We start from the raw sequence: 20,591 nt of genomic DNA on the forward strand, positions 1-20,591 counted from the left end.
AACAACCCGGCCGCAAACAACGAAGCTGGACAGCAACCTTCACAGTCACCATCCAGCCCCATCCATCACCCTGAACGCTTAACTCACCGGCATTGACCCCTGACTACACGGACTCTTCCGGATCATGAGAAACGTCGGCGTCGTCGGTGGGAGTGGTGGAGGGGCGGGGGTTGCGGCCGGCCTGGCGCAGGGCCAGGCGCAGGGCGAACTCGATCTGCGCGTTGACGCTGCGCAGGTCGTCGGACGCCCAGCGGGCCACAGCGTCGTAGACCTGCGGGTCGAGGCGCAGGAGCAGCTTCTTGCGTTCGGCCACGAGCGGGGACCTCAGCTGTAGAGCGAGCCGGTGTTGACGACCGGCTGGACGTTGCGGTCGCCGCAGAGCACGACGAGCAGGTTGGCCACCATCTGGGCCTTGCGCTCCTCGTCCAGCTCGACGACCTCCAACTCCCGCAGCCGGTCCAGGGCGCTCTGCACCATGCCGACCGCGCCCTCGACGATTTTGAAGCGGGCGCCGACGATGGCGCTGGCCTGCTGGCGGGCGAGCATGGCCTGGGCGATCTCCGGCGCGTACGCGAGGTGGGTGATGCGCGACTCGAGCACCTCGACGCCGGCGAGGGCGGCGCGCTCGCTCAGCTCGACCGTGAGCTCCTCGCTGACGATCGTGCCCTCGCGGAGGCTGGTGCGGCCGTCGTCGTGGGCCTCATAGGGGTAGCTGGTCGCCAGGTGCCGGACGGCGGCCTCGGCCTGGACCGCGACGTACGAGATGTGGTCGTCGACGCCGAACGACGCCTTGAACGTGTCGACCACGCGCCAGACGACGACCGCCGCGATCTCCACGGGGTTGCCGTCGGCGTCGGAGACCTTCAGGCGGGCCGTCTCGAAGTTGCGCACCCGCAGCGTCACCCGGCGCTTCGAGCTGAACGGAACCGTCCAGTGGAAGCCGGTGCTCTGGATCGTGCCGATGTACCGCCCGAAGAACTGCACGACGCGCGACTCGTTGGGGTTGACCACCGTGAAGCCCGTCATGAGCAGCGCGGCAAGGGTGACCGTGACCGCGACGAGCGCGCCGGCGGTGTCCTCGGGCTGGCCGGCGACGAATGCGACCACGCCGCCGATCAGCACGAGCAGGGCGAGCAGGATCAGGAACCCAGGTGCGCGGAACGCTCGTCTTTCCATGACGATCCCCTAGCTATCGAAGTGATATCACAACGATACCGCACGATGCTGCCTCGTGGTGACCGCCGCCCAGCCGGCCGCGTAGACGAGCGTCACGGCGCCGCAGATCGCCACCAGGACGCGCGGGTCGACGCGGTCGACGAACGCGCCGACGATCAGCTGCGACACCGCGACCGACAGCAGCGCGAGCATCACGTCGGTGGCGAAGACCCTGCCCCGCAGCGCGTCCGGCACCTCGGCCTGCAGCGCGTAGTTGGACATCATCCAGTTGCCGCCGGCGGCCAGGTGCGCGAGCGTGACACAGGCCAGGACCAGCGGAAACCATGGCGACGTACTCGCGGCCAGGTAGGTCAGCCCGTACACCGACATCGACACGGCGAGCCCGGGCAGCAGCCACGAGGGGTGGGACAGCACCCGCCGCAGCACGAACGGGCCGATCAGCGCGCCGAGCCCCCGGGCGGCGAACAGCAGTCCCACGCCCAGCGGACCGACCCCGTAGGCGGCGGCGAGCAGCGGAAAGGTGGTCAGGACGCCGTTGCCGAGGCCGACGGCGGCCTTGACCGTGACCAGCGAGGCGACTTTCGGGTGTCCGCGGATGTACCGCACCGCCTCGCCGATCTCCGGTTTCACCGCCGCCAGCTGGACCTGCAACGGGCGGCGTACCCGCGCGACCTGGAGCGCGGAGAGGAAGCACAGCGCGCTGGAGACGGCGAAGCACCAGTACGCGCCGACCAGCGCCGACGCGATGCCGCCCAGGGACGCCCCGACGACGAGCATCGTGCCCCATGCCGACCCGGACAGGGCGTTCGCCGCGGGCAGGTCCTCGGCGTCGACCACGTTGGGCAGCGCCGCCGCCGCGGCCGGCACGAAGAACGCCTTCGCCACCGCGATGACCGCGATGGCGGCGACCGCCAGCCAGGCCGTCTCCGCCGTCCGCACCAGCAGCAGCGCGAGCGTGGCGACGGCCATGGCCAGCTCGGCGGCGACGAGGATCCTGCGCCGGTCGACCCGGTCGGCGATCACCCCGGCGTACGGCTGCAGCAGCGCGATCACGCCGACGTCCGCGGCGAGGATCAGCGCGCCCCACAGCCCGGACCCGGTCAGCTGCAGCAGCAGGGTGAGCAGCGGGATCTGCACGAACCAGTCGGCGCCGAGCCCGATCAGGTCCGCGGAGAACAGCCGGCGGAAGTCGCGGTTGCGGACCAGGATCGACAATGTGGGAGGCACCCGGCCCACCCTAGGGCGCGCTCCGGAAGCCGTGATCTCATTATCGGCATGGCCCTGCTGCCCACTCCCGTCACCGTCCGCGTCCCCGCGACCAGCGCGAACCTCGGACCAGGCTTCGACGCGCTCGGGCTGGCGCTGTCGCTGTACGACGAGGTCGAGGCGCGCGTGACCGGCGGCGGTGTGACCGGCGGCGTGACCGTCGAGGTGGTCGGCGAGGGCGCCGGCGATCTGCCGGGTGACGAGACGCACCTGGTCGTGCAGGCCATGCGGCGTGTGTTCGACGAGCTGGGGGAGCGGCCCGCCGGCCTGGCCCTGCGCTGCCGCAACCGCATCCCGCAGGCGCGCGGCATGGGCTCGTCGTCAGCGGCGATCGTGGCCGGGGTGACCCTGGCCAGAGCGCTCGTCGACGACGGTGCGGAGCGGCTCGACGAGGGCGGGCTGCTGCGCGTCGCCGCCGAGCTCGAAGGACACCCGGACAACGTGGCGCCGTGCCTGCTGGGCGGGATGACGATCGCGTGGACCGAGGACGCCGGTGCCGCCGCGGTGCGGGTGGAGCCGGCCGCGGCGGTCCGCCCCTTCGTCTTCGTGCCGGAGGAGCGCGGACTGACCCATGTGGCCCGGGCCGCCCTGCCGGCGACCGTGCCGCACGCCGACGCCGCCCTGAACGCGGGCCGCGCCGCGCTGCTCGTGCATGCGATCACCGTCGATCCGTCGCACCTGTTCGCGGCCACCGAGGACCGGCTGCACCAGGGGTATCGGGCGGCGTCCATGCCCGGTAGCGCCGACCTGGTCGCGGCGCTGCGGAGCGAGGGCGTCAGCGCCGTCATCTCCGGCGCGGGACCGAGCGTCCTGGCGCTGGCGACCGGCGGATGGGCGCCGTCACCGCTGCCCGGCTGGCGGGTGCTGCCGCTCGATGTCGATCTGGTGGGTGCGCTCGTCGGGGTTGACCTGGTGTGGGGTACGCTGGAACACGCCGATCGGGACCCTGTTGCCGCTGGCTAGGCGAGTTGATTACTCTCTAGTCCTACAGCAGCCGCTCCGTGCGGCGATCTCATGCGGGGCGGCGTGCTCCGATTTCCGTGGCACCCCTTACGCACGCCCGGCCGCCAACCCGCGTCTCCTGTGGTCGCGTGCGCACGGCTGGGCCAGGCCGCAGATGGTGGCGTCCGGCTCACCGCACAGTGCTGCAACACCTTCCGCACCGCCGCTGCAAGGCAGCGAGGCGGGAGCCCCCGGGCCGCCCGGCCACCGTGTCTCGTCTCCGGGCATCCCGGCCTAACGAGGGAAGGAATCCATTGAGCGACACCACCGACGTCACGTCGGATGTCTCGAGCGACCGCGCGGCGGTCGAGACCGACGGCACCGAGACCGGGGCGACGCGTCGGCGCCGCTCAGGCACCGGGCTGTCCGGCATGCTGCTGCCTGAGCTGCAGAGCCTGGCCGCCTCGTTGGGCATCTCCGGCACCGCGCGGATGCGCAAGGGCGAGCTGGTGACGGCGATCCAGGAGCGTCAGGCCGGCGACTCCCGGCCGGCCGCCGAGGCCGCTCCCGCCGCCAAGACCGCCTCCACGCGCGCCGCCCGCGCCGAGGCGCGCGCCGCCGAGCCGTCGGAGCAGGACTGGCCGTCCGCCACGCAGGGCGCGGCCGAGGCGCCCGCCGTCGTCACCCGGGCCCCGCGCCGGGCCACCCGGGCCGCAGGGCCGCCGGAGCCGCGTGCGGCCGCCGCCGAGGCTCCCGCCGCCGCGCCCGTCACCGAGCAGGCGCCCGCCGAGCCGGCCGCGGAGGCCACCGAGCGTCCGGCCCGCACCCGCGGCACCCGGGCGGAGCGGACCACCGTCGACCGGGCCGAGCGCACCACCGCCGACCGGGCGGAGCGGACCACCGTCGACCGGGCCGAGCGCACCACCGACCGCGTTGAGCGGGCCGAGCGTCCGGAGCGCACCGAGCGGGCCGAGCGTCCGGAGCGGGCCGAGCGCACCGACCGTGGCGATCGGGCCGAGCGCACCGAGCGCGCTGAGCGCACCGACCGGGCCGAGCGCACGGACAGGGCCGAGCGCACCGATCGGACCGACCGCAACGACCGGGCCGAGCGCGCCGGCGAGCGGACCTCGGAGCGCGGCGACCGCAACATCGGCGCTGACCGCAGCAGCGGCGGCGACCGCGCGGCCGGCGACCGCAACCAGCGCGGCACCTTCAACGCCGACGACGACGGCGACGACGACGGCACGGGCCGCCGCGGGCGGCGCAGCCGCTTCCGGGACCGCCGCCGGGGTCGCGACCGCGACGGCGAGCAGCTGCAGCCGACCGGCGCCGCGAGCGCCCGCGGTGGCAACGAGCCGCAGGTCAGCGACGACGACGTCCTCGTGCCGGTCGCCGGCATCCTCGACGTGCTCGACAACTACGCGTTCGTGCGGACCACCGGCTACCTGTCGGGCTCCAACGACGTGTATGTCGCGATGTCGCAGGTCAAGCGCTACGGTCTGCGCCGCGGTGACGCCGTGACCGGTGCCGTGCGCCAGCCGCGCGACGGTGAGCAGCGGCGGGACAAGTACAACCCGCTCGTGCGCCTCGACACGGTCAACGGCATGGACCCGGAGGAGGCCAAGCGCCGCCCCGAGTTCTACAAGCTGACCCCGCTCTACCCGCAGGACCGCCTGCGGCTGGAGACCGAGCCGCACATCCTCACCACCCGCGTCATCGACCTCGTCATGCCGATCGGCAAGGGTCAGCGGGCGCTCATCGTGTCGCCGCCGAAGGCCGGCAAGACGATGGTGCTGCAGTCGATCGCCAACGCGATCACCCGCAACAACCCCGAGTGCCACCTGATGGTGGTCCTGGTCGACGAGCGGCCCGAAGAGGTCACCGACATGCAGCGGTCGGTGAAGGGTGAGGTCATCGCCTCCACCTTCGACCGCCCGCCGACGGACCACGCCACGGTCGCCGAGCTGTCGATCGAGCGGGCCAAGCGGCTCGTCGAGCTGGGCCACGACGTCGTCGTGCTGCTCGACTCGATCACCCGGCTCGGCCGCGCGTACAACAACGCGTCGCCGGCGTCGGGCCGCATCCTGTCCGGTGGTATCGACTCGACGGCGCTCTACCCGCCGAAGCGGTTCCTCGGCGCGGCCCGCAACATCGAGAACGGCGGCTCGCTGACGATCATCGCCACGGCGCTGGTCGAGACCGGCTCCACCGGTGACACGGTCATCTTCGAGGAGTTCAAGGGCACCGGCAACGCCGAGCTCAAGCTCGACCGGAAGATCGCCGACCGGCGCATCTTCCCGGCGATCGACATCGACCCGTCCGGCACCCGTAAGGAAGAGATCCTGCTGGCGCCCGACGAGCTCGCGATCGTCATCAAGCTGCGCAAGGTGCTGCACGCGCTCGACTCGCAGGAGGCGCTCAACCTGCTGCTGGACCGGCTGAAGAAGACCCGGACCAACGTCGAGTTCCTCATGCAGATCGCCCAGACCACGCCGGGCGAGTAGCGAACCGCGGAAGCCCCCGTAGGACGTGTCCTACGGGGGCTTCCGGGTATCCGGTCCCATATGAGACGTGGAGACAAGATCCGCTGGCGCTCGCACGGCAAGACGGTCAACGGCACCGTGATACGCAAGGTCACCGGTCGGACCGAGGCGGCCGGCCGTACCGTCGCAGCCTCCGAGGACGAGCCGCAGTTCGTCGTCAAGAGCGACAGGACCGGCCGCGAGGCCGTCCACAGGCCGGAAGCGCTGAGCTAGAAGTTTCCTTCCGCGACCTGGAAGACGGTCAGGCCGAGGGCCCGCCACATCCGCACCACCTGCTGGCGGTCGTCGAAGACGCCCACCACGTGGTAGCGGCTGCGGATCTCCTTGTCGAAGATCTCCTGCTTCACGATGCTGTCGCGACGCTGGTCGCCGGTGACGCGCATGAACAGGCCCGCGTAGGGCACGCCCACGTGCTCCCGCAGCCACGCCGCCGTGTCGTCGCGGCAGTCGTCGGTGCGACCGGAGCAGAACACGATCTCGTGCCCTGCCGCGTGCATCGCCCGGACCGCCGCGATCACCGGCGCGTTGGGCAGGTCGAAGCGGACCCGGCTGACGTCGTACGGGCTGCGGTCGTTGATCAGGGCGACCGTGCCGTCGATGTCGACCAGGACCACCCGCGGCGCGTCCGGCGGTGGCTCGTACGTGACACCCGCGGCGTCGAGCACGGGCAGCGGCAGCGGCAGGACGCGGCCCGCCAGGTACCGCTGGTGCATCGAGCGGATGACGTCCTCGCCGACGTGGCCCGGCCCCTCGCGCAGCGCGTCGCGCCGGACGCACTCGTCGACCGGGACCTCGGTGAAGTCGCGCACCGTGAACGCCGCGCCGTGCTTCGCGGCCAGCTCCGCCAGCTCGCGCACGACCCGGCCGCGCAGGTTGGTGTCGTCGCAGACGACATGGGCCCCGCCGAGCAGCAGCGCGTCGATCGCCGCGTGGTGTGCCTGCGTGACCTCCTTCTCGGCACGCCCGCGCCGCGCGTCGTCGTCGATCCGCCCGCCGTGCATCATCGCGCGCAGGTCGTCGCGGTTGACACGGACAAGGCCCGCCTGGCCGCGCGCCCAGGTGGTCTTGCCCGAGGCGGGCAGGCCCCGGGTGATCGTCAGCGACGCCATCAGCTCTCCTCCGTCACCTTGGGCCGGATCCGCTGCCACAGCAGACCCCGGTAGTCCTTGTCGTCCAGCCGCAGGAACAGGCAGCTGCGCGCCGGGTGCTTCGCGACGGCGATCGCGAACTCCTTGCGCCCCCAGCCCTCCGGCAGGGCGGCGACCGTCGCCTCGTACGCGGCCTCGACGTCGGCGGCGAGCGCGGCCGCCTCCTCGCGCAGCCCGGTGGCGATCTTCGTCGCCCACGCGTGGAACTCGTCGGGCAGGGGCTCCAGCAGCACGTCGAGGGTGCCGTCCCCGGCCGCCTCCCACACGACGCGGGCGTTGAGCCCGGTCACGATCCGGTGCAGCCGCACGTACTCCGCATACTTGATCTTCAGCCGGGTGTCGGGGCCGGTGAAGTGCACGACCATGCCCTCGCGGTTGTCGCGGGGCGGCGCGGCGAGCGCGTCGGCGAGCGTCGCGTGGGCGAAGGTGTCCACGACCGGGCCCGGCCACCCCGGCACCGCGTCCGGGCCGTGGCTGCGCCCGGTGACGATGTCGACCGCGCCGAGGAGCACGAGGTCGTCGAGGCCGCCGTAGTCGAGCACGATCCGGTTCGACGGGTAGATGATCTCCACCAGCACCGTGAGACCTTCGGGCGGCGTGAAGCTGCCGGCGTACCGCGCACGGAACAGCGCCGTCGCGTGCCGCGCCTGCTCCGAGTCGAACGAGCCGCGGGTCGCGAACGCCCAGCCGTCCCGGGTCGGGTACATGATGCCGAGCGAACCGTCGGCCTTGTCGGTGACGCGGACCGGACCGTCGAAGTCCATCTCCGGCACGCCCGGCTGGCCGTGGTTGAAGAACTTCGTGAACGGCCGCGCGAGGACCTGGCCCGTCTCGGCGTGCACGACGAGGCCCCGGCACGCGAGCGTCGCCGCGTTCCAGACGTTGTCGTACTGCGCCTTTTCGGTGTAGTTGTGGATCAGCAGGGGCAGCGTGGGGTGGCGCTGGGTGCGCACGAAGCCGCCGCCGGCCATCTCGGCCAGCAGCGCCGGGTCGCACAGTGCGTCGATGTGAAGTGCGTCGTGGAGGTCCATAGCACGGGCCAGCGTAGGTGGGCCCGCCAACGGTCGCGACGGGTTAACGGGGCGGGAATGCGGGCGGGGTGGGTGGCGTTACAGACACCGGTTGAGGTGTCATGACCCGCTCATGGCAGACTTGACCGACGGCCAGACCAGGTTCCGGTTCACGCCATATGGCGACCCGGCGACCACCGACGAAAGGACCGCGGCCATGAAGCCGGACATCCACCCGCAGTATGCGACCACCGAGGTCACCTGTTCCTGCGGAAACGCGTTCACCACCCGCAGCACCGCCAAGGGCGGCGCGATCCATGTGGAGACGTGCTCCGTCTGCCACCCGTTCTACACGGGCAAGCAGCGCGTGCTCGACACGGCCGGCCGGGTCGCGAAGTTCCAGCAGAAGTACGCGAAGGCCGCCGCCAAGAAGGCCGAGAGCGGCAAGTAGCTGCACGTCCGGCGCCCGCACCGCCCCGTTTCCCCGGGGTTCGGTGCGGGCGCCGACTTCGTCCTTGGCTACTTCTCCTTTCCGGTTCTTCGTTTGGGGCGCGCGAGACATGAGCACCGACACCTCCTCCGGACAGCGACTGCAGGCGCTCCTCGCCGAGTATCAGGAGCTCGAGCAGAAGCTCGCCGACCCGAGCATCCACGCCGACCAGGCCCTGGCCCGCAAGACCGGCCGGCGCTTCGCCGAGCTGTCGCCGATCGCGAAGACCTCCGGCGAGCTCGACGCGGCCCGCGAGGACCTCACGGCCGCCCGCGAGCTGGCCGCGGAGGACCCGGCGTTCGGCGGTGAGGCCGACGAGCTCGAGGCGCGCATCCCGCACATCGAGGAGCGCCTCGCCGAGCTGCTCGCCCCGCGCGACCCCAACGACGCCAAGGACGTCATCCTCGAGGTCAAGGCGGGGGAGGGCGGCGAGGAGTCCGCGCTGTTCGCCGGCGACCTGCTGCGGATGTACATGCGGTACGCCGAGCGCCACGGCTGGCAGACCGAGCTGCTCGACTCCCAGGAGTCCGACCTCGGCGGCTTCAAGGACGTCGCCGTGTCGATCAAGACCCGCGGCATCCCCGACGCCGGCAACGGCGTCTGGTCGAGGCTCAAATGGGAGGGCGGCGTCCACCGGGTCCAGCGCGTGCCGGCCACCGAGTCCCAGGGCCGCATCCACACCAGCGCCGCCGGTGTCCTCGTGACCCCCGAGATCGAGGAGGCGGGCGAGATCGAGGTCGACGCCGGCGACCTGCGCATCGACGTGTTCCGCTCCTCCGGCCCGGGCGGTCAGAGCGTCAACACCACCGACTCGGCGGTCCGCATCACCCACCTGCCGACGGGCATCGTCGTCTCCTGCCAGAACGAGCGCTCCCAGCTGCAGAACAAGGACCGCGCGATGCGCATGCTCAAGGTCAAGCTGGCCGCCCTCGCCGAGGAGCAGGCCGCCGCGGCCGCCGGCGACGCCCGCCGCTCCCAGGTGCGCACCGTCGACCGCTCCGAGCGGATCCGGACGTACAACTATCCGCAGAACCGCATCTCCGACCACCGGATCGGTTACACGGCGTACAACCTGGACCTGGCCATGGCCGGCGACCTCGACAGCGTCCTGGACGCCCTGGCAGACGCCGACCGCAAGGCCCGGCTCGCGGGTGACGACCAGCTCAGCCGAGGGTGATGCGGGTCTAACGCAGACGTCACATAGCGGAAACGGTGCAGCGGCACGCTGGGTTCAGGTAGCGTTTCGACCCGAACGACCTTACCGATCGTGATCACCGCTGCCACCAGAGCCTCCGGAGGGACGCTATGTCATCGACGCCTGTCGACCTGTCCGCAGCCCCGCGCGTAGTGGTCGGCACCGCTGCCGACCTCATCTACAAGGTCGGCCTGTCGATGCTGGGCGCCGACCGCGTCCCCACCGCGAAGGCCAACGCGTGGGCCGCGGTGTGCGCCGACCAGGAGCGCGCCCGGATCCGCGAGGACAACGCCCGCATCCTGCACGCCACCCGCTGAGCTTCCGCGCCGTATTTCCGCCCCACCGCAAGCGGCGGGTGCCGCCCTTCTCGTGATCCGGAAGACCTTGTGTCGCCAGGGCGACGAGAACTCTTCCGGATCATGGGGAACCTCTGCCCCCTTCTCCGGCGGCGCAAATCCGAAATGTCGGTCAAGCAACAATGACATGACACCCGCTCTCGGCGGCACGCGGCGCAGTGGCCCCTGATCGCTCAGGATGCGGCGCGCGGGCGGGGGGTTTTCGCGCGGAGCATGGCGTGGTCGGCGGCCTCGAACGCCTCGGCGACCGACTCGAAGTCCTCGCCCGACAGGCCGGCCCAGCCGATCGTCACCCCCACCGGCGTGCCGGGCACCAGGGAGTGCCAGTCCTCGGCGGCGATGGCGGCGACGATGCGGCGCTGGATCTCGCGGGCCTCGGCCGCCGACGTGGTGGGCAGGACGACCACGAACTCGTCGCCGCCGTACCGCGCCACGAAGTCGCCCTTGCGCATGACGCGGTTGAGCACGCCGGCGACGCGCTGGAGGACGAGGTCGCCGGAGAGGTGGCCGTGGCGGGTGTTGACCTGTTTGAAGCCGTCCAGGTCGCAGACGCCCAGGACGGCGTGGCCGCCGGCGGCCACGAGCTTCTTGACGTGCTCCTCCAGGTACCGGCGGTTGGGCAGCCCGGTCAGGGGGTCGGTCTGGGCCTCGCCGCGGTGGAAGTCGACGCGGCGGACCAGGTCCTCGTGGTCCAGGAGCGCGGCGACGCCCTCGACGAAGAGGTCGCGGAGCCGGTCGGGCTGGATGTTGGCGACGTGGAAGGCGGCGCGGTCGGCGTGATACGCGGCGCGGTAGTCGCCGGTGCCGAGATGGGCCAGCGCGCGCAGGCGGTGCTGCTCGGCGGCGCCCAGGGAGTCGTCGCTGACGTGGGCGGTCTCCAGGCGGGCGACGGCCTCGATCGGGCGGCGCTCGGCGATCGCCTTGCACACGGCGCCGAGGGTGCGCAGGTCGCGGGCGCGGGTGGACATTCCGGCGGACTCCAGCAGCGGCCACGGGTCGACGTCGGTGACGAGGTCCTGGATGCCGAGGGTGCCCAGGCGCAGGACCGCGTAGCCGAGCGCGCCGCGGGCGATGGGGCGCAGCCGGTCGAGGTCGTTGTCCTTGTGCTTGCGCTCGAGGTCCATGACGACGTCGCGGAGGATGCGCCGGCAGCCCTCGCTGTCGCCGCGGTGGTCGAGCTCCACGGCGTGCAGGAGGCGGATCTGCGGGGTGGCGAAGTCGGTGTTGGCCGTGGCGACCCCGACCTCGGCGGCGACCTCGCGGGCCTTCTCCATCGCCGCGTTCGCGTGCTCGTGGAAGCCGGTGTACGAATACGCCATCGCCAGGTTGTGCCACGCCCAGGCGGTGGCCTCGTCGGTGAGCTCGACGGCGCCGAGGGCGCGGGAGCCGTGCACGAGGGCGCGCACGCAGCGGTCCAGGGAGCCGGCCCGCAGGGCGACGATCGCGGCGAGGGCCTGCAGCTCCCCGTACTGCGCGGGGTTCTGGACCTGACGGGCGGCGGCGAGACCGGTGTCGAGGGCGCCGGGATAGTCGTCGGCGCGGCCCATGTTGATCAGCGCGATGAGCCGCAGGGTGAGCGCCTCTACGCGGTCGTGCGGTGACTGGTCGCCGTCGAGGACGCGGTCGATGACCGTCATCGCCTCACCGAGGCGGTCGTCGAAAATCATCCGCCGGGCGCGGGACAGCTCCGACGTGCGGTCTGCCACCGCCATCGGACCCTCCTTCCGCGCGCCCCATGATTATGGGGTGCACAGCACCGAAGATGACATGCCCGGACCCCTGTTGCCCACGCTTTCCGTGGTGATCACATCCGCGACCGCCGTGCTGCGTGGTGCGGGGGTGGCCTCGCCGCGGGTCGACGCGGAGCTGATCGCCGCGCACGTGCTGGGGATCCCCAGGTCGCGCCTGCTGACGGCGCCGCCGCCGGACGCCGCGCAGGCAGCCGGGATCGACGAGTTGATCAAGAGGCGGGCCGAGCGGATCCCGCTGCAGCACCTGACCGGCACCGCCCCGTTCCACGGGCACGAGATCGCGGTCGGCCCGGGAGTCTTCGTCCCACGGTTCGAGACGGAGCTGCTCGTGGAGTGGGCGGGGCAGGAGAAGGCCAACCGGATCGTGGACCTGTGCGGCGGATCGGGCGCCATCGCGATCGCCCTCGAGACGCAGGACGCCGAGGTGTACTGCGTGGAGAAGAGCCGGGCGGCCCTGGTCTGGCTGCGGCGCAACGTCGCGGCGCTGGCGCCCGGGGTGCGGGTGGTCGAGGGCGACGTGACCGACCCGGCGACACTGCGCGACCTCGACGGGACGGTCGACCTGGTGGTGAGCAACCCGCCCTATGTCCCGGAGGGCGCGCCCGTCGATGTCGAGGTGGCGGCGCACGATCCGCATGACGCCGTGTTCGCCGGCGAGGACGGTCTCGCGCTCATGCCCGGACTCGTCGCCCGCGCCGCCGGCCTGCTGCGCCCCGGCGGCCGGCTGGGGATCGAGCACGACGACAGCCACGGCGAGTCGCTGCCGGCGCTGCTGCGGGCGACGGGGCACTTCGACGACGTGACCGACCACCGGGATCTGGCCGGGCGCCCGCGATTCGTCACCGCCAGGAGAAGTCACCGCCACGCGGGTGGCAGACTAGCCGCGTGATGCTCTACGACTGCAGCCAGCTTGCCGAGCGCGAGCGCGGAATCGCCGCCGCGATCGAGGCGGTGGGCCGGGGCGATCTCGTCGTCCTGCCGACCGACACGGTCTACGGCATCGGCGCCGACGCCTTCAAGACCTGGTCGGTCACCGCGCTCAACAATGCCAAGGGCAGCACCGCGCCGGTGCCGGTGCTCGTCGGGTCCCGGCACACCCTCGACGGCCTGGTCTTCGGGCTGCCGCAGGCGGCGCGGGACCTCGTCGACGCGTTCTGGCCGGGCGCGCTGACGATCGTGGTCGAGCACGCGCCGAGCCTGCAGTGGGACCTCGGCGGCGGCGACGGCACGGTCGCGGTGCGCATGCCGCTGCACCCGATCGCCCTCGAGGTGCTGCGCGAGACCGGCCCGATGGCGGTGTCGTCGGCCAACAAGCTGGGCCAGCCGGCGGCGGAGACCGCGACCGAGGCCCGCGACCAGCTGGGCTATGCGGTGAGCGTCTACCTGGAGGGCGGCCCGTGCCCCGAGCCGGTCGCCAGCACGATCATCTCGGTGACCAACAGCGAGCACCGGGTGCTGCGGGCCGGCGCGATCCCCGTCGAGAAGCTGCGTGAGGTCGTGCCGAGCCTGATCGGTCTGGACTGACGCCGGGATGAGCATGGCGCCGTTCAGCGTCCTGTGCGTCTGCATGGGCAACATCTGCCGGTCGCCGATGGCCGAGCGGCTGCTCGTCGCCGACCTCGCGGCCCTCGGCGCGGACCCGGACCTGGTCTACGTCCACGGCGCGGGCACCGGCGGCTGGCACGCGGGGCACCCGATGGACCCGCAGGCCGCGCGGCAGGTCGTCGCCCGCGGCGGGGACACGACCGGCTTCCGCGCCCGCAAGCTCCTGGCCGAGCACGTCGACGCCTCCGATCTGGTGCTGACCGCGACCGCCGAGCAGGTCGACTTCGTGGTGTCGCTGCGACCGGACGCCGCCGGGCGGACCTTCGTGTGGGGGCAGTTCGCCCGCCTCCTGCCGGCGGTGACCGCGCAACTGTCGTCGACCGGGGATGTCTACGAGCGGGGAGTGGCCCTGGTCGACCTGGTCGACAAGGCCCGCGACGAGGTCCGTGGCGAGGACGACCTGGCCGACCCGTGGGGACGCCCGGACGACTTCTTCGGCATCGTCGCCGACCAGGTCCAGGCCCTGACCCGGCCCCTGGCGAAGGCGCTGCTCAGCCGCTGACCATCTCCAGGGCCGGCTCCTTCTGCGCGGAGCGGGCGATGTTGCGCGCCATCCCGCCGAAGACGACCGCGTGGAAGGGAGCCACGGCCAGCCAGTACAGGTGCCCCGCCAGGCCGCGCGGCAGGAAGACGGCGCGCTGCTCGTACACCGTGCGGCCGTGCGGATCGAGCGCGACCCGCATCTCCAGCCAGGCCCTTCCGGGCATCTTCATCTCGGCGCGCAGCCGCAGCAGCTCGCCCGGCACGATCTCCTCCACCCGCCAGAAGTCCAGCGCCTCGCCGACGAAGAGGCGGTGCGGGTCGCGGCGGCCGCGGCGCAGCCCGACCCCGCCGACGAGCCGGTCCATCCACCCGCGGATCGACCAGGCGAGCGGGAAGGAATGCCAGCCGTTCCGCCCGCCGATCGCCTCGATGACGCGCCAGACCCGCTCAGGTGCGGCGTCGACCGGCCGGGTGCGCTCGTCGCGGTACACCGTGCCGCCGGACCAGGCAGGATCCGAGGGCAGCGGGTCGCTGGGCGCGCCGGGCAGCACCGCGTTGGCCCAGCGGGTCTCGACGTCGGCGTCGCGGATCCTGCGCAGGGCGAGGCGCACCGCGAGGTCGAAGCCGGCGAGCCCGTCGTGCGGGTCGGGCACGTATGCGGCGATGTCGTGCTCGTGGCAGACCGCCTCGTGGATGAGGCTGCCGACGAGCGGCCGGGCGATCCGGTTGGGCACCGGCGTCACCAGGCCGACCCAGTGCGACGACAGCCACGGCGTCAGCGCCCGCACCGGCAGCAGCACGCGCGGCGGGAGACCGGCGACCCGCGCGTAGCGGCGCATCATGTCGGCGTACGTGAGCACGTCGGGCCCGCCGATGTCGAACGCCCGGTTGAGCGGCACCGGGAAGACGGTCGCCGCGGCGACCAGGTAGCGCAGGACGTCGCGGATCGCGATCGGCTGGATCCGGTTGTGCACCCACCGCGGGGTGACCATCACGGGCAGCCGTTCCGTGAGGTACCGCAGCATCTCGAACGACGCTGAGCCCGACCCGATGATGACGGCGGCCCGCAGCACGACGGTCGGCACGCCGCTGCGCAGGAAGATGTCGGCGACCTCGCCACGGGACCTCAGATGCGCGGAGGCCGTTTTGTCGGGGACCGGTCCGCCGAGGTACACGACGCGCCGCACCCCGGCGTCCAGCGCGGCGACGGCGAGGTTGAGCGCGCTGAGCCGGTCGACGTCCTCGAACGCGGCCTGGCCGAGCGCGTGGACCAGGTAGTAGACGACGTCGACGTCGCGCATCGCCTCGGCGAGCCCCTTGTCCTCCGCGACGTCACCGGTGGCGATCTCGACCCGGCCGGCCCACGGCACGTCGCGCAGCCGCCGCGGGTCGCGGGTCAGGCAGCGCACGTCGTGCCCGGCGGCGAGGAGGCGGGGGACCAGCCGGCCGCCGACATAGCCGGTCGCGCCGGTCACGAGGCATCGCATGACTTCATGCTTACCCTGCGTGGCTGGGCCCTAGACTCGTTTTCATGGGCGACACCTACTGGGGGCCGGACTTCGACGCGCTCCGCGAGACCGACCCGCAGATCGCGGACGTCGTCCTCGACGAGCTGCGGCGGCTGCGTGGCGGCCTGCAGCTCATCGCGAGCGAGAACTTCACGTCGCCGGCGGTCCTCGCCGCGCTCGGCTCGACGCTGACCAACAAGTACGCGGAGGGCTATCCGGGCCGCCGCTACTACGGCGGCTGCGCGGCCGTCGACCGGGCCGAGGAGCTCGCTGTCGAGCGGGCCAAGGCGCTGTTCGGCGCCGAGCACGCCAACGTGCAGCCGCACAGCGGCGCGAGCGCCAACCTCGCCGCGTACGCGGCACTGCTCATGCCCGGCGACACCGTCCTGGCGATGGAGCTGCCGCACGGCGGGCACCTCACCCACGGCAGCAAGGTCAACTTCTCCGGCAAGTGGTTCAACACCGTGGGGTACCCGGTGCGCCGCGAGGACGAGCTGATCGACTACGACGGGGTGCGCGACCTGGCCCTCACCCATCGGCCCGCGATGATCATCTGTGGCGCCACCGCCTATCCGCGGCTGATCGACTTCGCCCGCTTCCGCGCGATCGCCGACGAGGTCGGCGCCTACCTCATGGTCGACGCGGCGCACTTCATCGGCCTGGTGGCCGGCGGGGCGATCCCGTCGCCGGTCGAGCACGCCGACGTGGTCAGCTGCACCACGCACAAGGTGCTGCGCGGCCCCCGCGGCGGCATGCTGCTGTGCCGGGAGGCGCTCGCGCAGCGCATCGACAAGGCGGTCTTCCCGTTCACGCAGGGCGGGCCGCTGATGCACGCGGTCGCGGCGAAGGCGGTCGCGCTGCACGAGGCCGCCCAGCCGGCGTTCGCGGACTACGCGGGGCAGGTCGTGCGCAACGCGCGGGCGCTCGCCGAGGGCCTCTCGGCGCAGGGGATGCGCCCGGTGTCCGGCGGCACCGACACCCACCTCGCGCTGATCGACCTGCGCGGTCTCGGCATCACCGGCCGCGACGCGGAGGAGCGCTGTGACGCGGCGGGCATCACCTTGAACAAGAACGCCATCCCGTACGACCCGGAGAAGCCGATGACCGCGTCGGGGGTGCGGGTCGGCACGCCCTCGGTCACCACGCAGGGGATGGGCGAGGCGGAGATGGCCGAGATCGCGTCGCTGATCGGTGCGGCGATCCGCGGCGAGCGGGTCGGCGACCGGGTGACCGACCTGGTCGGCCGGTTCCCCGCGTATCCTGCTCCTTCATGAGGAAGCGGCTGCAGCATCTGCCCACTGCGTTGATCGCGATGGGCATCCTGCTCGTGGTCGCCGCGCCCCTGGGCGGCTGGCGCGACGGCGCCGACGGCGCGCTCGGCGCCCTCGCCGGCCTGGGGCTGGTCGCGCTGAGCTACACGGCGTCCAGCCTGATCGTCGCGGTGACCGACCTGAAGGCCAGGCACATGCTCATGCCGGTGGCGCTCGGCACGTACATCCTGAAGTTCGCGATCATCGGTGTGGTCATGTGGATCGTCGCGGAGACCGGCTGGGGCGGGCTGCCGTGGCTGGGCGCGACGGTGATCGCCGGCACGCTGGTGTGGGTCGCCGCGCAGGCCGTCTGGGTCTGGCGGGCGAAGATCCCCTACGTCGAGATCGAGCCGTCCTAACAGGGATCCCTGCGTTCGCCGCTCTCGTCGGACAGCGGGGTGCTGCGCCTGGCGTCGAACACGGACGCCTCGACCAGCGTGCGGAACGTGCCGGCCGCGCAGGCGGCGCTCACCTTCCGCGTCCTGGCCGCCGCGGACTCCTCGCGGGTCGTGTAGACCGAGTTGCTGACGAAGGTGTCCTTGGCCACGGTGGTCCAGCCGCCGGCACCGCCGCGCTGCAGGTGCACGGTGACGGTGAGCCCGTCGGGGCCGGGGGAGTCGCAGCGGAACTGCGCCGCGGCGACGATCCTGCCGTCCTTCTCGACCGGACGCTGCGGTGAAACCGAACACACCACACGGCCGCTGCCGCCGCCCGTGGCCGCGCTCGGCCTGCTTTCGCCGCCGGTCTTCGTGACCACCACGGCCGCGAGAATCAAGAAAAACGCGATGACGGTGTTGCGCAAGGTCATCACCCCAGTACGCATTGTTATCCTGAGGCTTCAGCTAACCCTCTGGGGGTGACCGTGCGCAACATTCACTCACGCATCAGTCGTGTACTTGACGTTCGCCAAGCGTTCGGCGTAGTAACGTTGACGGCCGTCGGTTGATGGCATCCGGCCCTCAGAGCAACCCCCGCGCGACGAGCACGCGGGGGTCGATGCACGGGTGCCCCCGGCAGGCTGATATGGTCACCGCGTCATGGCCGGTAACCCGACACCCAAGCAGTCCGGATCGAGTGGCGCCAACGAAGGTTGGGCCGCCGTCGGATACCTCATCTCGGGCATCGCCGTGTGGGGCTTCGTCGGCTGGCTGATCGACGAATGGCTCAACGCCGGCGGCATCATCACGGCGATCGGGTGCGTGCTCGGCGCTGTTGGTGGCATCTACCTGGTCGTCAAGCGCCTCGGCGCCTGACGCATCGGTTGAATCGATAACGAGAGGGACGTGGTGAGCGGTCTGGTTTTGGCGGAGACGCCTTTCCCGCCCAGCGTGGAAGACATCTTCCCCCCCAGTCTCTGGGATGCGGCACCGTGGCTGACCAAGTTCAGCCTCTTCCTGTGGCTTGCCGTCGCGCTGGTGCTGATCTACTTCCTGGTGTCCTACCGTGAGCCCAAGATCGTCCCGACGAAGAAGCAGTGGCTCGCGGAGTCCATCTACGGATTCGTGCGGGAGGGCGTCGCCAAGGACGTCATCGGTCATCACGGGCTGAAGTTCGCGCCCTACCTGACCTCGCTGTTCTGCTTCATCCTGGTCGGCAACGTCTTCTCGATCATCCCGTTCATCCAGGTCTCGCCGATGGCGCACATCGCGTTCCCGGCCGCCCTGGCGATCTGCACCTATGTGCTGTACCTGTTCCAGGGCATCAAGAAGCACGGCTTCGCCGGTTACATCAAGCACGCCGTCTATCTGCCCGCCCCGTGGTACATGCAGTTCCTGCTGATCCCGATCGAGTTCCTGCAGGCCTTCATCCTCCAGCCGGTCACGCTTGCCCTGCGTCTGTTCGCCAACATGTTCGCCGGGCACATGCTGCTGCTGGTCTTCACGCTCGGCGGCTTCGCGCTGCTCAACGCGGAGAGCTTCTTCCTCAAGCCCATCTCGCTCGTGTCGTGGGCGATGACCATCGGGCTCACGTTCTTCGAGCTGCTGATCGCGGCGCTGCAGGCCTACGTCTTCACGCTGCTGACCGCCAACTACCTGGCCGGCGTCCTCGCCGACGAGCACTGAGCCGCTATACCCCCCCCGCTTTCGATAGCGAACAGCACCACCTTTTTCAGTTGTCCCGCGTGTGCGTCACGCGAGATCTCAGGAGGAATTCCACATGATCCTGGCAGCAGTCAACGGCAGCCTCAGCGCCATCGGCTACGGCCTCGCCGCCATCGGCCCCGGCATCGGCGTCGGCATCATCTTCGCGTCGTACATCCAGTCGACGGCTCGCCAGCCGGAGTCGGCCGGTCTGACCCGTACCTACATGTTCCTCGGCTTCGCCGTGGTCGAGGCGCTCGCCCTGCTGGGTATCGCCTTCGGCTTCGTCTTCAAGTAAGCCCCCGCCTCCACCAACATTTAGAGCGGGAGGTTTCCCATGCTGTTCCTCGCAGAAGGGGCAGAGCACAACCCGATCATCCCGATCTGGCAGGAGATCGTCGTCGGCCTGATCGCCTTCGGCGTCCTCTGCTACGTGCTGATGAAGTTCGTCTTCCCGCGCATGGAGGAGACCTTCCGCGCACGGGTCGACGCGATCGAGGGTGGCATCAAGCGCGCCGAAGAGGCGCAGGTCGAGGCGAACCGGCTGCTGGAGCAGTACAAGCAGCAGCTCGCCGAGGCCCGCACCGAGGCGGCCAGCATCCGTGACGAGGCGCGCGCCGACGCCACGGGCATCCGTGAGGACATCCTCGCGAAGGCCCGTGAGGAGAGCGACCGCATCATCGCGGCGGGCCGCGAGGCCCTGCAGACCGAGCGGCAGAGCATCGTCCGCCAGCTGCGCGCCGAGATCGGCTCGCTCGCGGTCGACCTCGCCGGTCGGATCGTCGGGGAGTCCCTCGAGGAGGAGGCCCGCCGCCGTGGCACGGTCGAGCGGTTCCTCGACGAGATCGGTGACAGTCCTGCCGGCACCGCAGGGCGGCGTTGATGGACACCATCAACCGGGAGTCCTACGGAGCCGCTGCCGACAAGCTCGCCGCATTCGCGGCGAGCGCTGACGTTCAGCGGGTCAGCGCGACCGCCGAGGAGATCCTCGCGGTCGCCGGTCTGCTGGGGCGTGAGCGGCGGCTGCGCCGGGCCCTGGCCGACCCGGGCCGCTCCGGCGAGGACCACGCCGCGCTCCTTCGCTCCGTCCTGACGGGCAAGGTGAGCGACGAGGCCCTCGACATCCTCGCGGCTCTGGTCACGGGCCGCTGGTCCGGCCCCGGTGCACTCCTGGACGGCGTCGAGCTGCTCGGGGTCACCGCGCTGCTCTCCGGCGTCGACCGCGCCGGCGACCTCGCCGACGTCGAGGACGAGCTCTTCCGGTTCGGCCAGATCGTCTCCGGCGACTCCCGCCTCGCCTCGGCGCTCGCCGACTCGACGTCGCCGCTGGAGGCGCGGGTCCAGCTCATCCAGGACCTGCTCGGCACCAAGGCCAAGCCGGCGACGGCGCGGCTGGCGGAGCTGGCGGCCGCCGGGTTCGGTGGCCGGGGCTTCGAGAGCTCGCTCACCCGCCTGATCGAGCTGGCCGCGAAGCAGCGCGACCACTCGGTGGCCTATGTGACGACCGCGGTCCCGCTGACCGAGGCCGACGAGCAGCGCCTGGCCGACCGGCTCGCCGAGCTGTATGGCCGGCAGGTCTCCCTGAAGGTCGACGTCGATCCGCGCATCATCGGTGGCGTGCGGGTCAAGGTCGGTTCGGACCTGTATGACGGCACGGTGTCGCGTCGTCTCGCCGAGGCGAAGACGGCACTCGCCAACTAAATCCCCGAAGCTTGATTCACTTCCAG

General features: G+C 71.6%; 24 protein-coding genes. 16 read left to right on the forward strand and 8 right to left on the reverse strand.

The features are described from left to right. Nucleotides 1–103: 103 nt before the first annotated feature. The 3 genes from ABZS58_RS34060 to ABZS58_RS34070 are packed head-to-tail and all read right to left on the reverse strand — an operon-like array spanning nt 104 to nt 2,403. On the reverse strand, nt 104–313 hold the full coding sequence (locus ABZS58_RS34060) for a hypothetical protein (RefSeq protein ID WP_354787364.1): 210 nt from the start codon (nt 311–313) through the stop codon (nt 104–106). Nucleotides 314–324: 11 nt separating this feature from the next. Continuing rightward, nucleotides 325–1,176 (reverse strand): SPFH domain-containing protein, encoded by an 852-nt coding sequence (locus ABZS58_RS34065; RefSeq protein ID WP_354787365.1) that lies wholly within the window; start codon nt 1,174–1,176, stop codon nt 325–327. A gap of 27 nt (nt 1,177–1,203) precedes the next feature. Further along, entirely contained in the window at nt 1,204–2,403 is a 1,200-nt protein-coding gene (locus tag ABZS58_RS34070) for an MFS transporter (RefSeq protein WP_354787366.1), read from the reverse strand. Between the two features lie 48 nt (nt 2,404–2,451). Between ABZS58_RS34070 and thrB the strand changes: the two genes are divergently transcribed. From thrB to ABZS58_RS34085, 3 genes are all read left to right on the forward strand, one after another. Continuing rightward, complete coding sequence (gene thrB, locus ABZS58_RS34075; protein WP_354787367.1) at nt 2,452–3,405, forward strand: homoserine kinase; 954 nt, start codon at nt 2,452–2,454, stop codon at nt 3,403–3,405. Between the two features lie 293 nt (nt 3,406–3,698). Beyond that, complete coding sequence (rho, locus tag ABZS58_RS34080) at nt 3,699–5,888, forward strand: transcription termination factor Rho (protein ID WP_354787368.1); 2,190 nt, start codon at nt 3,699–3,701, stop codon at nt 5,886–5,888. Nucleotides 5,889–5,948: 60 nt separating this feature from the next. After that, entirely contained in the window at nt 5,949–6,140 is a 192-nt protein-coding gene (locus ABZS58_RS34085; RefSeq protein WP_354787369.1) for a DUF2945 domain-containing protein, read from the forward strand. Here the strand turns inward: ABZS58_RS34085 and ABZS58_RS34090 are convergent. Both ABZS58_RS34090 and ABZS58_RS34095 read right to left on the reverse strand, forming a co-directional pair. Continuing rightward, a complete protein-coding gene (locus ABZS58_RS34090) occupies nt 6,137–7,036 on the reverse strand; it encodes an AAA family ATPase (protein WP_354787370.1) in 900 nt (299 codons plus the stop codon). The two genes, ABZS58_RS34085 and ABZS58_RS34090, sit on opposite strands and share 4 nt — an antisense overlap. Continuing rightward, the gene (locus ABZS58_RS34095) at nt 7,036–8,106 is read right to left on the reverse strand and encodes an RNA ligase (protein ID WP_354787371.1); all 1,071 of its coding nucleotides are present in this window, start codon (nt 8,104–8,106) and stop codon (nt 7,036–7,038) included. The genes ABZS58_RS34090 and ABZS58_RS34095 overlap by 1 nt, the downstream gene beginning before the upstream one ends. Nucleotides 8,107–8,302: 196 nt before the next feature. On the opposite strand from ABZS58_RS34095, the gene rpmE reads away from it, so the two are divergent. The 3 genes from rpmE to ABZS58_RS34110 all read left to right on the forward strand — a co-directional run bounded on the left by rpmE (nt 8,303) and on the right by ABZS58_RS34110 (nt 10,087). Beyond that, nucleotides 8,303–8,536: a 50S ribosomal protein L31 gene (rpmE, locus tag ABZS58_RS34100; protein WP_354787446.1), complete on the forward strand. Its 234-nt coding sequence runs from the start codon at nt 8,303–8,305 to the stop codon at nt 8,534–8,536. 109 nt (nt 8,537–8,645) lie between these two features. Continuing rightward, a complete protein-coding gene (gene prfA / locus ABZS58_RS34105; protein ID WP_354787372.1) occupies nt 8,646–9,752 on the forward strand; it encodes a peptide chain release factor 1 in 1,107 nt (368 codons plus the stop codon). Between the two features lie 128 nt (nt 9,753–9,880). After that, nucleotides 9,881–10,087 carry a hypothetical protein gene (locus tag ABZS58_RS34110; RefSeq protein WP_354787373.1) on the forward strand — a complete coding sequence of 69 codons (207 nt, stop codon included), beginning with the start codon at nt 9,881–9,883 and terminating at the stop codon, nt 10,085–10,087. A 212-nt stretch (nt 10,088–10,299) separates the two neighbouring features. Here the strand turns inward: ABZS58_RS34110 and ABZS58_RS34115 are convergent, their stop codons facing one another. Continuing rightward, nucleotides 10,300–11,838, reverse strand: a complete 1,539-nt coding sequence (locus ABZS58_RS34115) for a GGDEF domain-containing protein (protein WP_354787374.1) — start codon at nt 11,836–11,838, stop codon at nt 10,300–10,302. A gap of 55 nt (nt 11,839–11,893) precedes the next feature. Here ABZS58_RS34115 and prmC point away from each other — a divergent pair, with 55 nt between their 5' ends. Genes prmC through ABZS58_RS34130 form a run of 3 tightly spaced genes read left to right on the forward strand, consistent with a single transcriptional unit; the run spans nt 11,894 to nt 13,984 of the window. Then, the gene (gene prmC / locus ABZS58_RS34120) at nt 11,894–12,766 is read left to right on the forward strand and encodes a peptide chain release factor N(5)-glutamine methyltransferase (RefSeq protein ID WP_354787447.1); all 873 of its coding nucleotides are present in this window, start codon (nt 11,894–11,896) and stop codon (nt 12,764–12,766) included. After that, entirely contained in the window at nt 12,766–13,401 is a 636-nt protein-coding gene (locus ABZS58_RS34125; protein WP_354787448.1) for an L-threonylcarbamoyladenylate synthase, read from the forward strand. Before prmC ends, ABZS58_RS34125 begins: the two co-directional genes overlap by 1 nt. Nucleotides 13,402–13,414: 13 nt before the next feature. Further along, the gene (locus tag ABZS58_RS34130) at nt 13,415–13,984 is read left to right on the forward strand and encodes a phosphotyrosine protein phosphatase (protein ID WP_354787449.1); all 570 of its coding nucleotides are present in this window, start codon (nt 13,415–13,417) and stop codon (nt 13,982–13,984) included. Here ABZS58_RS34130 and ABZS58_RS34135 read toward each other — a convergent pair. Further along, the gene (locus ABZS58_RS34135; RefSeq protein WP_354787375.1) at nt 13,974–15,452 is read right to left on the reverse strand and encodes an SDR family oxidoreductase; all 1,479 of its coding nucleotides are present in this window, start codon (nt 15,450–15,452) and stop codon (nt 13,974–13,976) included. The genes ABZS58_RS34130 and ABZS58_RS34135 overlap by 11 nt on opposite strands. Before the next feature lie 44 nt (nt 15,453–15,496). Between ABZS58_RS34135 and glyA the strand changes: the two genes are divergently transcribed. Both glyA and ABZS58_RS34145 read left to right on the forward strand, forming a co-directional pair. Continuing rightward, on the forward strand, nt 15,497–16,747 hold the full coding sequence (gene glyA / locus ABZS58_RS34140) for a serine hydroxymethyltransferase (protein WP_354787376.1): 1,251 nt from the start codon (nt 15,497–15,499) through the stop codon (nt 16,745–16,747). Then, nucleotides 16,744–17,142: a hypothetical protein gene (locus ABZS58_RS34145; protein ID WP_354787377.1), complete on the forward strand. Its 399-nt coding sequence runs from the start codon at nt 16,744–16,746 to the stop codon at nt 17,140–17,142. The genes glyA and ABZS58_RS34145 overlap by 4 nt, the downstream gene beginning before the upstream one ends. Here the strand turns inward: ABZS58_RS34145 and ABZS58_RS34150 are convergent. Beyond that, nucleotides 17,139–17,591 carry a hypothetical protein gene (locus ABZS58_RS34150; RefSeq protein WP_354787378.1) on the reverse strand — a complete coding sequence of 151 codons (453 nt, stop codon included), beginning with the start codon at nt 17,589–17,591 and terminating at the stop codon, nt 17,139–17,141. The genes ABZS58_RS34145 and ABZS58_RS34150 overlap by 4 nt on opposite strands. A 229-nt stretch (nt 17,592–17,820) precedes the next feature. Here ABZS58_RS34150 and ABZS58_RS34155 point away from each other — a divergent pair, with 229 nt between their 5' ends. The 5 genes from ABZS58_RS34155 (at nt 17,821) to ABZS58_RS34175 (ending at nt 20,565) form a co-directional block, all read left to right on the forward strand. After that, nucleotides 17,821–18,036: an AtpZ/AtpI family protein gene (locus tag ABZS58_RS34155; RefSeq protein ID WP_354787379.1), complete on the forward strand. Its 216-nt coding sequence runs from the start codon at nt 17,821–17,823 to the stop codon at nt 18,034–18,036. Between the two features lie 33 nt (nt 18,037–18,069). Further along, nucleotides 18,070–18,846 (forward strand): F0F1 ATP synthase subunit A, encoded by a 777-nt coding sequence (gene atpB / locus ABZS58_RS34160; protein ID WP_354787380.1) that lies wholly within the window; start codon nt 18,070–18,072, stop codon nt 18,844–18,846. A 94-nt stretch (nt 18,847–18,940) separates the two neighbouring features. After that, the gene (atpE, locus tag ABZS58_RS34165) at nt 18,941–19,162 is read left to right on the forward strand and encodes an ATP synthase F0 subunit C (RefSeq protein ID WP_354787381.1); all 222 of its coding nucleotides are present in this window, start codon (nt 18,941–18,943) and stop codon (nt 19,160–19,162) included. A 39-nt stretch (nt 19,163–19,201) separates the two neighbouring features. Continuing rightward, the gene (locus ABZS58_RS34170) at nt 19,202–19,747 is read left to right on the forward strand and encodes a F0F1 ATP synthase subunit B (protein WP_354787382.1); all 546 of its coding nucleotides are present in this window, start codon (nt 19,202–19,204) and stop codon (nt 19,745–19,747) included. Next, nucleotides 19,747–20,565 carry a F0F1 ATP synthase subunit delta gene (locus ABZS58_RS34175; protein WP_354787383.1) on the forward strand — a complete coding sequence of 273 codons (819 nt, stop codon included), beginning with the start codon at nt 19,747–19,749 and terminating at the stop codon, nt 20,563–20,565. The genes ABZS58_RS34170 and ABZS58_RS34175 overlap by 1 nt, the downstream gene beginning before the upstream one ends. Nucleotides 20,566–20,591 lie beyond the last annotated feature (26 nt).

It is taken from the genome of Dactylosporangium sp. NPDC005555 (assembly GCF_040605635.1).
Taxonomy (GTDB): Bacteria; Actinomycetota; Actinomycetes; order Mycobacteriales; family Micromonosporaceae; genus Dactylosporangium.